General features: G+C 29.5%; 11 protein-coding genes. 2 read left to right on the top strand and 9 right to left on the bottom strand.

All coding sequences use genetic code 11. The features are described 5' to 3' along the window. Positions 1-258: 258 nt before the first annotated feature. A complete protein-coding gene (gene hprK, locus JYG23_RS14285) occupies positions 259-1,176 on the bottom strand; it encodes an HPr(Ser) kinase/phosphatase (protein ID WP_207236349.1) in 918 nt (305 codons plus the stop codon). 249 nt (positions 1,177-1,425) lie between these two features. Between hprK and glsA the strand changes: the two genes are divergently transcribed. Next, positions 1,426-2,343 carry a glutaminase A gene (glsA, locus tag JYG23_RS14280; RefSeq protein ID WP_207236348.1) on the top strand — a complete coding sequence of 306 codons (918 nt, stop codon included), beginning with the start codon at positions 1,426-1,428 and terminating at the stop codon, positions 2,341-2,343. 66 nt (positions 2,344-2,409) lie between these two features. After that, positions 2,410-2,916, top strand: a complete 507-nt coding sequence (locus JYG23_RS14275; RefSeq protein ID WP_207236347.1) for a flavin reductase — start codon at positions 2,410-2,412, stop codon at positions 2,914-2,916. 51 nt (positions 2,917-2,967) lie between these two features. Here the strand turns inward: JYG23_RS14275 and JYG23_RS14270 are convergent, their stop codons facing one another. The 8 genes from JYG23_RS14270 to typA all read right to left on the bottom strand — a co-directional run bounded on the left by JYG23_RS14270 (position 2,968) and on the right by typA (position 11,769). Continuing rightward, complete coding sequence (locus tag JYG23_RS14270) at positions 2,968-3,351, bottom strand: hotdog fold domain-containing protein (protein WP_207236346.1); 384 nt, start codon at positions 3,349-3,351, stop codon at positions 2,968-2,970. Positions 3,352-3,421: 70 nt separating this feature from the next. Beyond that, complete coding sequence (gene dnaJ / locus JYG23_RS14265; protein ID WP_207236345.1) at positions 3,422-4,561, bottom strand: molecular chaperone DnaJ; 1,140 nt, start codon at positions 4,559-4,561, stop codon at positions 3,422-3,424. Between the two features lie 88 nt (positions 4,562-4,649). Next, a complete protein-coding gene (gene dnaK, locus JYG23_RS14260) occupies positions 4,650-6,506 on the bottom strand; it encodes a molecular chaperone DnaK (RefSeq protein ID WP_207236344.1) in 1,857 nt (618 codons plus the stop codon). A gap of 33 nt (positions 6,507-6,539) precedes the next feature. Further along, positions 6,540-7,172, bottom strand: a complete 633-nt coding sequence (gene grpE, locus JYG23_RS14255) for a nucleotide exchange factor GrpE (RefSeq protein ID WP_242631590.1) — start codon at positions 7,170-7,172, stop codon at positions 6,540-6,542. Further along, a complete protein-coding gene (gene hrcA / locus JYG23_RS14250) occupies positions 7,165-8,241 on the bottom strand; it encodes a heat-inducible transcriptional repressor HrcA (RefSeq protein WP_207236343.1) in 1,077 nt (358 codons plus the stop codon). The genes grpE and hrcA overlap by 8 nt, the downstream gene beginning before the upstream one ends. 189 nt (positions 8,242-8,430) lie before the next feature. After that, the gene (locus JYG23_RS14245; protein ID WP_207236342.1) at positions 8,431-9,000 is read right to left on the bottom strand and encodes a DUF4358 domain-containing protein; all 570 of its coding nucleotides are present in this window, start codon (positions 8,998-9,000) and stop codon (positions 8,431-8,433) included. 92 nt (positions 9,001-9,092) lie between these two features. Further along, positions 9,093-9,779, bottom strand: a complete 687-nt coding sequence (locus JYG23_RS14240) for an HAD family hydrolase (RefSeq protein WP_207236341.1) — start codon at positions 9,777-9,779, stop codon at positions 9,093-9,095. Positions 9,780-9,936: 157 nt separating this feature from the next. After that, positions 9,937-11,769, bottom strand: a complete 1,833-nt coding sequence (gene typA, locus JYG23_RS14235) for a translational GTPase TypA (RefSeq protein WP_207236340.1) — start codon at positions 11,767-11,769, stop codon at positions 9,937-9,939. Positions 11,770-11,868: the final 99 nt, after the last annotated feature.

Below are 11,868 nucleotides of genomic sequence, written 5' to 3'. Positions count from 1 at the left end.
TTTCCTCCTAAGGTTTAAATCAATATCAAAATTAGTATAATCCAATTTTATTTAAATTGCAACCATAAAATAGTTTTTTCAAACAATTAATTCCTTATTTCGATCTTTATTTCATAAAAATAACGCAATATGAATTTAATAAAATAAAATTAAGAAAATTTTGTTTTAACTTATTAAAATTAACTTGGATTATATTTCTATACTGAAAATTTGAAATTAGAAATGCAATTTTAATAATAGAAATTGCATTTCTACATATTAATCTTCTACAACATTAAAAAATCTTCTGTTATATAAGTCTAGTGTATTGTATCCTAGTAGCTTTTGTCTGTAATTCTTAGCTGCTACCTCTAATACTGTTGCTATATTTCTACCGGGTCTAACTGGTATGGTAACTAGAGGTATGTTTATATCCAAAATATCTGCTCTACAATCATCTATTCCTAATCTATCATATTCCTTTTGTTCATCCCATTCCTCTAGATCTATAACCAAATTAATAAATTGGTCTATTTTTATTGAGCCTACACCATATAAATGGCAAATATCAAGTATACCTATACCTCTAATTTCCAATAAATGCTGTGTTAACTCTGGGCAATACCCTTTTACTCTATTGTCTATTTTTCTTATAATAACAGCATCATCTGCTATTAATCTATGTCCCCTTTTTACTAATTCAAGTGCTGTCTCACTTTTCCCAATTCCACTCTTTCCTCTCAATAATATTCCAATACCAAACACTTCAGCACAAACTCCATGAACTGTTATCTCAGGCGCTAATTGCTCTTCTAAATAACTAATTGCATCATTTACAAATTTCATAGTTTTCTGTTTAGTTTTCATTATTGTTCTGTCATATTTTTTAGCATATTTTAATATTGTATCATCAATTTCCATGTCATTTGCAATGATTACTACTGGTATGTCGAAGCTAAAAAATTTATCAAGTCTTTCTTCTTTTACACTTTGTTCTAGGGTTCTTAAGTAATATATTTCTGTTTTACCTAAAACTTGTATTCTTTCATGTGAAAACCAATCAAAGTAACCTGCCATTTGAAGGCCAGGTCTTGCGACTTCTGGAGTATAAACTTTTACAGTTTTTATATTTATTGACGCATGCACTCTATCTAATTTCAAGTATTTTTCTAATTCTTCAGCTTTAACGTACATCATAATAATTTCCTCCTATATTATTATTGTCTTTTTTTTATGTAATATTAAAGATATACAAATTTATTCTTACTTAATTTACTTGTATTTATTATATATTGTTAATTTCTTTAATTATTATACACTATTTTATGAAGAAAACAATAATTTTTAATACTTTTAAAAAGCACTTTTTAAATATAATTTTATAACTTGAACATTATCTTAGAATGTATTAAAATAAAAGAAAAAAACAGGAGTACAATAACATAAATGAACAAAACATTAAACACTATACTTGAAAGCAGCAAAATTTTTACCCAAGAAGGTAACGTTGCCACTTATATACCTGAACTTTCAAAAGCAAATCCTAATAATTTAGGTATATGTGTAGTAGCTTTAGATGGTAAAGAATACTATTCAGGTGATTATGACAAAAAATTTACAATGCAAAGTATTTCTAAAATTATTACTTTAATGCTTGCACTTATGGATAATGGAGAAGAAAAAGTATTTTCTTATGTTGGAGCTGAACCTACTGGAGATAGTTTCAACTCAATTGCCAACTTAGAGGTAAAAAATATACACAAACCGTATAATCCTATGATTAATGCAGGAGCAATAATGACTACTTCTTTAATAATAGGACAAACTATTGAAGAAAAAATAGGTAGAATATTAGATTTTACAAGAAAATTATCAAATAATAATGATATTAGTATTGATCAAAACACATATTTTTCCGAAAAAGAAACAGGAGATAGAAATAGATCACTTGCTTATTTTATGAAAAGCTATAACTCGATGCAAGGCAAAGTTGATGATATTTTAGAAATTTATTTTCAGCAATGTTCTATAGAAGTTTCTTGCATAGATTTAGCTAGAATTGGTGCTGTACTTGCAAATGATGGAGTATTACCTTGGAGCGGAGAAAGAGTTATATCAAAACATATTTGTAGAATTACAAAAACAATTATGGTTACTTGTGGTTTATATGATGCTTCAGGAGAGTTTGCTATACACATTGGCATACCGGCTAAATCTGGTGTTGGTGGAGGAATATTAGGTGCTGTTCCTAAAGAAATGGGAATTGGAGTATTTGGACCTTCTCTTGATGCAAAGGGAAATTCTATTGCTGGAATACAGATGATGCAAAAATTATCCAAAAAACTAAATTTAAATATATTTTAATACATATTTTTAAAATATAATTATATAATATATGTTAATTATAAAAATATTTAAAGGAGTTTATATATGAGTTTTAAAGAAATTAGTTTAACGGATTTAAATGAAAATGTCTTTAATCTTATAGGCAATGACTGGATGTTAATTACCGCTAAAGATAGCGATGGAGTTAATACAATGACAGCATCATGGGGTGGTCTTGGAGTATTATGGAATAAAAATGTTTCATATATTTTTATTAGACCAGAAAGATACACAAAAAAATTTGTAGACAATTCTGAATATTTTTCATTAACTTTTTTTGATGAAAAATTTAAAGATAAGCTATTGTATCTTGGAAAAGCATCTGGGAAGAATGAAGATAAGATAAAAGAAAGTGGCTTTGAACTATCAGAGATTGATAATATACCTATGTTTACTGAAGCAAGGATAGTATTAATCTGTAAAAAACTATATAGTGATGAAATAAAAGAATCATCATTTGTATATGATGAAACAATAAAAACCAATTATCCAAATAATGATTTCCATACTCTATATATTAGTGAAATCACAAAAATATTGATTAAAGAATAAAATAATAAAAAATTAGCTACTGATATTTTAGTTTATCAGTAGCTAATTTACTTATTTATTTCTTTGTTTATCTTTAGGTACAACACATGTACCAGTTGCTCTACAAACTACTATAGGCTCATCAAGAACGTCACATGCCGATTCATTTATATCAGTTCTAGGAACAATAACTTTTCTTGCTTCGAATTTCATTTTTCTTGAACTATTTCCAACAGAAGTTATTTCTCCTACTGCTTCAATATAATCTCCAGCAAATACTGGTGCTAAAAACTCTACATTATCATATGCACAGAATAATCCTTCATCTCCATCATTGATAATTAATAATTCAGTAGCAACATCTCCAAATAATTGTAACATTCTTGCACCATCTACAAGATTTCCACCATAATGAGCATCGTGTGCGCTCATTCTAAGTCTAATAAGTGATTTCATAAGTTTTACCTCCAAATTTTTTTGCCTAACTACATTTTAACATTTAGAGTAACTTGTGTCAACAATCTTACTATTCTTTAAATGAATCTTTTATTTTATCAAAAAAACCTTTTTTCTCGCCATCGTGTTCTTCTCCACATTCTTGCGCAAATTGACTTAAAATATTTTTTTGCTTTTCTGTTAGTTTTTTAGGTACCTCTATTTTTACTCTTACATATTGGTCACCCTTATTTATACCTCTAACATTTTTAATTCCTCTATTTTTTAATCTAAATACCGTACCTGTCTGTGTACCTTCAGGTATATCATATTTTACTTTTCCCTCTAATGTTGGTACTTCTATATATCCACCAAGTGCGGCTTTTGTAAAGGATATAGGAATTTCACACCAAACATCATTCCCATCTCTTTCAAATATATCATGTTCTTTTACACTAATGTATACATAAAGGTCTCCACTTGGTCCACCTTTTTCTCCATGGTTTCCTTCTCCTCGCAATGGTATAACAGAATTAGTATCAACACCAGCTGGTATATTAATTGTTATATTTCTTGTTTTTTTCTCTTTACCCGAACCATTACATGCTTGACATGGATGCTCTACAACTTCACCAGTTCCTCCGCATGTTGAACAAGTTTGAGTACTTGCAAATTGTCCAAACGGAGTTCTTTGAACAGTTCTAACTGTTCCTGTTCCACCACAAGTACTACATTTCTTTTTACTAGTGCCATTCTTAGCTCCGCTACCACCACAAGTGCTACATTTTTCAATACGATTAATCTTAATTTCTTTTTTAGTACCAAAAGCAGCTTCTTCAAATTTTATATTTAATTTAATTTTCAAATCAGAACCTTGTCTTGGACCATTTCTTCTAGCACTGCTTCTTCCGCCACCGCCGAAGACATCACCAAATATATCACCAAATATATCTTCAAATCCTCCAAATCCTCCAGAGAATCCACCACCACCGAATCCTTGGTTAGGATCAAATGCAGCGTGACCAAATTGATCATATTTAGCTTTCTTTTCTGAGTCACTAAGAACTTCATATGCCTCATTTATTTCTTTAAATTTTGTTTCAGCTTCTTTATTATCAGGATTTAAGTCTGGATGATATTGTTTCGCAAGTTTTCTAAAAGCAGACTTTATCTCTTTATCATCAGCACCCTTACTTAATCCTAGAACTTCATAATAATCTCGTTTTGCCATCTTCTCACCACCCTTATTTGTCATTAACTCAATTAAAGCTAAACCCTTTGGGATTTAGCCTTAACTGCAATATCTAATTCTATATTATTTATTTATCATCGTCAACTACTTCGAAATCTGCATCAACTACATCGTCATTTCCACCATTTTCAGAATCTTGAGTTTGTTGACCACCCATATCTTGTGGATTAGCACCTTGGTTAGGAGCTTGTTGTTGATAAATTTTTTGAGCTAACTTATTAAATTCTTCAGTTAATTCAGTAGTGTTTTGCTTCATAGCTTCTAAATCATTATTTTGTAAAGCACTCTTAAGAGCATCAACTTTAGTTTGAACTGAAGCTTTTTCATTATCATCAATTTTTCCTTCAAGGTCTTTTAATGCTTTTTCAGTTTGATAAACCATGCTATCAGCATTGTTTCTAATTTCAATTTCTTCTTTTTTATTCTTATCTTGTTCAGCAAATTGTTCTGCTTCTTTAACTTTTTTATCAATATCAGCATCTGAAAGATTTGAAGAAGCTGTTATTGTTATTTTTTGTTCTTTTCCAGTTCCTAAATCTTTTGCGCTTACATTTACTATACCATTAGCATCTATATCAAATGTAACTTCAATTTGAGGAATTCCTCTTGGTGCTGGAACAATACCTGATAATTGGAATCTACCAAGTGTTGTATTATCATTTGCCATTTGTCTTTCACCTTGTAATACGTGTATATCAACTGATGGTTGGTTATCTGCTGCAGTTGAAAATACTTGGCTTTTCTTAGTTGGTATTCTTGTATTTCTCTCTATTAATACTGTAGATACACTACCTAAAGTTTCAATACCAAGTGACAATGGAGTTACATCAACAAGTAATATATCTGTACCAAACTCACCTGTTAAAACACCACCTTGAATAGCTGCACCTAAAGCAACACATTCATCTGGATTAATTCCTTTATGAGGATCTTTTCCTGTTAATCTTTTTACTAATTCTTGAACTGCTGGTATTCTACTTGAACCACCAACTAACAATACTTTATCTATTTCATTTGCAGATAATTTAGCATCACTCATAGCTTTTTTAACTGGTTCTTCAGTTGCTTTTACAAGATGTGAAGTTAAATCATTAAATTTAGCTCTTGTTAAGTCTATATTTAAGTGTTTAGGACCTTCAGCTGTTGCAGTGATAAATGGTAAATTGATGTTTGATGTCATTGCACTTGATAATTCTTTTTTAGCATTTTCAGCTGCTTCTTTTAATCTTTGTAATGACATTTTGTCATTTCTTAAATCTACACCGTTCTCTTTTTTGAATTCTTGTGCCAAATAGTCAACTATAACTGTATCAAAATCATCTCCACCTAAGTGATTGTTACCACTTGTAGCTTTAACTTCAAATACACCATCACCAATTTCTAGTATTGAAACGTCAAATGTACCACCACCAAGGTCAAATACCATAACTGTGTGTGCATCTGCATCTTTATCAACACCATATGCTAAAGCTGCAGCTGTTGGTTCATTAATAATTCTTTTTACATTCATTCCTGCAATTTTACCAGCGTCTTTTGTTGCTTGTCTTTGGCTGTCACTAAAATATGCTGGAACAGTTATAACTGCATCTGTTACTGTTTCTCCTAAATAACTTTCTGCATCTGATTTTAGTTTTTGTAAAATAAATGCTGAAATATCTTGTGGTGTATATGCTTTACCATCTATTTTTACTTTATAATCAGTTCCCATATGTCTTTTTATTGATGCAATTGTTTTGTCAGGGTTAGTAACTGCTTGTCTTTTTGCAGTTTCACCTGCTAATCTTTCGCCGTCTTTTGTAAAAGCGACTACAGATGGAGTTGTTCTTTTACCTTCAATATTTGTGATAACTACTGCTTCTCCACCTTCCATAACTGATACGCATGAATTTGTTGTACCTAAGTCTATACCTATAATTTTACTCATTTTAAAAACCTCCTAAAACTCAATATGTTAATTTTATTTTTTTGATATTTTAACCATGCTTGGTCGAATAACTTTTTCATTTACAACATAACCTTTTTGAAATACTTCTATAATTGTATCTTCTTCTTTATCATCTACTGCTTCAAATGCTATGCCCGAATGAAAATTAGGGTCAAATTTCTTATCTAATGCTTCAATTTCCGCTAAGCCTTTTTTATGTAGGATATCTAAAAACTGTTCATAAATCATTTTTACTCCATTATTAAAATTCTTAACTTCGTCACTTGAATTTTTGTCAGCAGATTCAATAGCTCTTTCTAAATTATCTATTATTGGCAACATATCTTTAGCTACATCTGCTACTGCATTTGAGTATGTAGCAAACTTTTCTTTCTCTGTTCTAGCTTTATAATTTAAAAAATCTGCTTGTAACCTAACTAATTTATTATTTGAAGTTTGAAGCTCTTCTTTTAAGCTATCCACTTCGTTAGATTCTTTTTTCTGTTCACCATTATCATTTGAAGTTTCTTTAGTATCTCTATTTTCTTCAACTTTAATGTCCTCATTTTCTAATTTTTTGTTTTCAGTATTAGATGATTCATTAGCAATATTTTTTTCGTTATCTTTATCTTCCATAATATTACCATTTTTTTCTTTCTTAGCCATCTATGTCCTCCTTGGTTTTGTCAGAAAAGTTATTGTCAATTATTTCATTCATTGCCTCTGACATTGCTTTTACTGTGTTAATCACACTTTCATAATCCATTCTCGTAGGTCCAATTACACCAATTTTACCAATTGTCTTTCCATTGAATTTATATGTCGCAGTTATTAAACTGCAATCTTTTAATTCTTTATATGGGTTTTCATGACCAATTCTTATATCAATATCATGCATCCCTATCTCTTGCACTAATTTTGCAACAGATTCTTTATTAGAGAGAAATGACATGAACTCTTTAGCCTTAACAGGATCACTATACTCAGGAAAGTCCAGTATATTTTCAACTCCATCCGAATATACATTTACATCTTCAACAGCTGTTACTTGATTTACCAAATAAGGCATCAAATCGCATATTGCATCACTAATATTTTCTTTTATTCCGTAAATATCATTGATTATTGATTTTTTTAAATTATTGTTTATATCTTCAAGCTTAAATCCATTGAGTCTCTCTGTTAATATATTTGATATCTTATCCATATGCTCAAAAGGTATTGGTTTATTTAGCCTAACCATACCTTGTCTAACAGTATTGTTATTTAGTATGATAACCATCAAAACCTTATTAAAGCCAACTGGAATCAGTTGAATTCTAGTAACTACAGATTTTTTCGTCCGTGGCGCTATAATAAATGATGTATACTTTGTAAATTGTGAAAGCATTCTAACTGAATTTTTTAGAATTAAATCCATTTCCTGAACTTCATCTTGTATAATTTTTTTGATATCGTTGATATTAACTAAATCAATTGGTTTTATAAAACCTTTCTTAAAATTATCAACATAATATCTATACGCTTTATCAGTAGGAATTCTTCCAGATGATGTATGTGGCTGTATCAAAAATCCCATTTCCTCAAGATCTGACATTTCATTTCTAATAGTTGCTGGGCTAACACCTAATTCATACTTTTTGGAAATAGTTCTTGATCCTATTGCCTCACCGCTTTCAATGTAGCTCCCAATTATAGCTTTTAAAATGTTAATTTTTCGCTTATCCAATGACATTTTAATCACCTCTTTTGTTAGCACTCGATTAGCATGAGTGCTAATCACTAAATATAAGATACTACTTTATAATTGTTTTGTCAATATGATATTTAAAAAATTTTTATTTTTTTATGAATATATAAATCGACCCATTATAATATAAAAACGATCAAACTTATATATGTATGTGTTTGCTCGTTTCCTAATTTATTTTAAAGATTTTTCTATATTTTTATTTAATATCTTATAATCTTCAGACATTACTATAACAACATAATCTCCTATTTCTGTAATAATTGCATTTTTTGCTATATTGTATTGAACAGTTAGATACTTTTCAAAATTTTTCATTTGATTTTCCTTATATAATTGAAGTGATTTCTTTACTTCAACTTTTTTTTCATTTGTTGGTTTAATTATTCCAACACAATATGCTTTAATATTCATAGAAGATAAGCTAATTGCATATTCCTCTAAATCTTCTTCGTCAATAGCTAATACCTCAAAAATAATTTCTGCCATATGGTCATCTTTTTTAGTTACAATATCTAATACTTCATTTTCCTCAGGCAATCTGTTTTTAGCTATAATCTCTGCTAGCCTATTTTCATATTTTATATTGTCTTGTTTATCATTATCTAAGTCATTTTTATATTCAATATCATTATCTGGATTGAGTTGCGAATTATCATGATTATTTTCATTTTTACCTTGAGTACAACTCGTTAAGCTTATAATAATTATTATTAATAAAATAGTTGTTAATAATTTTTTCATGTAAACCTCCATATTTATGTATTAAATTATAGTTTAATTATATAGACGCTTAATATGCTGTAAGGTTTCATGAAATTTTTTATATTCAAATCTTAATTTGTATGTTCTTCTAAATAATATATTATCTCTTTTAAAGATTTAATATCCCACTCAGTTTCTTTTTTTCCTGATCTATCAATATGAAATGATAAAAAGCCTAAGTTTCTTGCCCCATCAGCTTCTACATCATAATCATCAACATATATGCTTTCCTCTGCTTTAACATCTAGTGTTTTTAAAGCCGTATTGTATATTAATGGATCTGGTTTCGAAACACCCACTAAATCACTGCATGTATAGCTATCAAAATATTTTGAAATTCCAGCCTGTTCAATAGTTAATTGTAATGATGGTGATGTATCGCTTATCACACCTAGTTTATACCCTCTTTGTTTAAAATATTCAAGAATTTCGACAACTTCTTCAAATAACAGACTATTATTATTGCACCACAACTCATCAAACAATATTTTAGACTTCTCATCCATATTGTTTTTTACACCAAATTCTTTTAAAAGCTCATTGTAGAAATTTCTAAATATTAATTTTTCCTGTTCTATGCTTTTTATCCCACCTGCTGGATATCCTGCTCTACTAAAAATCTCAATCATTTTATCATAACTCAGATTATAATCATTACCTGTCCATTCTTTGATTTTTTCATTTCTCCACCTAAACTTTTCTGGATTAAAATAAAGTAATGTGTTATCTCTGTCAAAAAAAATAGCTTTGTATTTCATAATACAGTTCTCCTTTTTTTATTTGTATATTTAAAGCAGCAAATTGCATTATGGCATTTTAACCATTTATTGTAAATAAATTTGAATTGTTTTCATAATAGATAAAAGACGATGAATTCCTCATCGTCTTTTATCTTATAACTGCTCATTGCTTAATTTATTCTATTGTTACAGCTCTTTTTGCTTTATTTGCATTTTTTCTTCTTTCAATTTCACTCAAGAATCTTTTCCTAATTCTAATTGCATCTGGTGTAACTTCTACCAACTCATCATCATTGATAAATTCCAATGCTTCTTCAAGTGTCAAAACTTTTGGTGGAGCTAATTTAACCGAATCATCCGAACTAGATGAACGAGTATTAGTTAACTTTTTACCTCTACAAGGATTTACAGTCATATCATCATCACGATTGTTCATTCCAATAACCATACCTTCATAAACTTTTTCACCTGGACATACAAATAATATTCCTCTATCTTCAAGATTAGACAATGAGTACGCTATAGACTCACCTTTGTCACTAGAAATTAACACACCATTTGTTCTTTGAGGTATTTCACCTTTGTATTTTTCATAACGATCAAAACTTCTAACCATTGTACCTTGTCCTCTTGTATCATTAACAAGCTCTGTTCTATAACCTAATAACCCTCTTGTTGGCACTAAGTATTCTATTTTAATATAGTTTCCATCTGGAGCCATAGATTCCATCATGCCTTTTCTTAGATTAAGCTTATTGATTATAGTTCCTGAATATTCTTCAGGAGCACTAATTATTACTCTCTCAACTGGTTCTTTAACTACTCCATCTTCTCTATGAAGTATAACTTCAGGTCTTGATACTGAAACTTCATATCCTTCTCTTCTCATATTTTCAAGTAATATTGAAAGATGTAGCTCACCTCTACCTGAAACTTTAAATCCGTCAACAGCATTTTCAAGTTCTTCAACCCTTAATCCTACGTTAACTTCAAGTTCCTTATTAAGTCTTGCTCTTAAGTGTCTTGTAGTTACAAACTTACCACTCTTACCAACAAAAGGTGATGTATTGATTAAAAAGTTCATAGATAATGTTGGTTCTTCTATACTTATGTGTTCCATTGGCAATGGGTTATCACTACTACAAATTGTTTCACCTATTGAAATGTCTGCCAAACCAGCAACTACTACTATATCTCCACTTACTGCTTCTTTAACAGCTATTCTTTTCAATCCTTGATAAACAAACAAACCGCTAACTTTCTGTTTTATTACAGTTCCATCAACCTTGCAAACTGCAACTGTTTGACCTTCTTTTATACTACCCGTAGATACTCTTCCAACTCCAAGTCTTCCTATATAATCATCATAAGCAAGTGAAGAAACTTGTAATTGCAAAGATTCATTATCTTTGTCTGGGTAAGGACTAACATGTTTTACTATTGTTTCGAATAAAGGAGTGATATCCTTTCCTTCATCTTCTAATTCATATTGAGCAATACCATTTTTTGCAATACCATATAATACTGGAAAATCAATTTGCTCATCTGTAGCATCTAATTCTACAAATAAATCGAATACCATATTTACTACTTCTTCGGCTCTGTTATTCTTTTTGTCTATTTTATTTATAAATAAAATAGGTCTTAAGCCAAGTTCTAGTGATTTTTGTAAAACAAATCTTGTCTGAGGCATAGGGCCTTCTATTGAATCAACTAACAAAATAACTGTATCAACAGTTTTCATAATACGCTCAACTTCAGATGAGAAGTCAGCATGTCCAGGTGTATCAACGATATTAATTTTTATATCGTTATGCATAATTGAACAATTTTTTGAATATATTGTAATTCCTCTTTCACGTTCTATGTCATTGCTATCCATAACACAGTCAACTAATTCTTGGTTTTCTCTAAATACACCACTCTGTTGCAAAAAAGCATCAACTAAAGTTGATTTTCCTGCGTCAACGTGTGCTATTACTGCTATATTTATAATTTTATTTTTCATTCTTTTCCTTCTTTCAAATAAAAATCCACATGTTAGTCTAATCTTTTTTCAGATATATTGCAAGCTTTTTTTACAAAAATCGCAATAAAAAAATTATCA

Origin of the sequence: Sedimentibacter sp. zth1 (assembly GCF_017352195.1) — a bacterium.
In the GTDB taxonomy this organism is placed as follows: Bacteria; Bacillota; Clostridia; order Tissierellales; family Sedimentibacteraceae; genus UBA1535.
The sequence above is the reverse complement of the archived record's forward strand: the minus strand, read 5'-3'. Positions and strand labels throughout refer to the sequence as shown.

Bases quoted from the DNA above. Each gene is read 5' to 3' on its own strand.
- hprK (WP_207236349.1), bottom strand. From the start codon at position 1,176: ATGATGTACGTTAAAGCTGAAGAATTAGAAAAATACTTGAAATTAGAT.
- glsA (WP_207236348.1), top strand. From the start codon at position 1,426: ATGAACAAAACATTAAACACTATACTTGAAAGCAGCAAAATTTTTACC.
- JYG23_RS14275 (WP_207236347.1), top strand. From the start codon at position 2,410: ATGAGTTTTAAAGAAATTAGTTTAACGGATTTAAATGAAAATGTCTTT.
- JYG23_RS14270 (WP_207236346.1), bottom strand. From the start codon at position 3,351: ATGAAATCACTTATTAGACTTAGAATGAGCGCACACGATGCTCATTAT.
- dnaJ (WP_207236345.1), bottom strand. From the start codon at position 4,561: ATGGCAAAACGAGATTATTATGAAGTTCTAGGATTAAGTAAGGGTGCT.
- dnaK (WP_207236344.1), bottom strand. From the start codon at position 6,506: ATGAGTAAAATTATAGGTATAGACTTAGGTACAACAAATTCATGCGTA.
- grpE (WP_242631590.1), bottom strand. From the start codon at position 7,172: ATGGCTAAGAAAGAAAAAAATGGTAATATTATGGAAGATAAAGATAAC.
- hrcA (WP_207236343.1), bottom strand. From the start codon at position 8,241: ATGTCATTGGATAAGCGAAAAATTAACATTTTAAAAGCTATAATTGGG.
- JYG23_RS14245 (WP_207236342.1), bottom strand. From the start codon at position 9,000: ATGAAAAAATTATTAACAACTATTTTATTAATAATAATTATTATAAGC.
- JYG23_RS14240 (WP_207236341.1), bottom strand. From the start codon at position 9,779: ATGAAATACAAAGCTATTTTTTTTGACAGAGATAACACATTACTTTAT.
- typA (WP_207236340.1), bottom strand. From the start codon at position 11,769: ATGAAAAATAAAATTATAAATATAGCAGTAATAGCACACGTTGACGCA.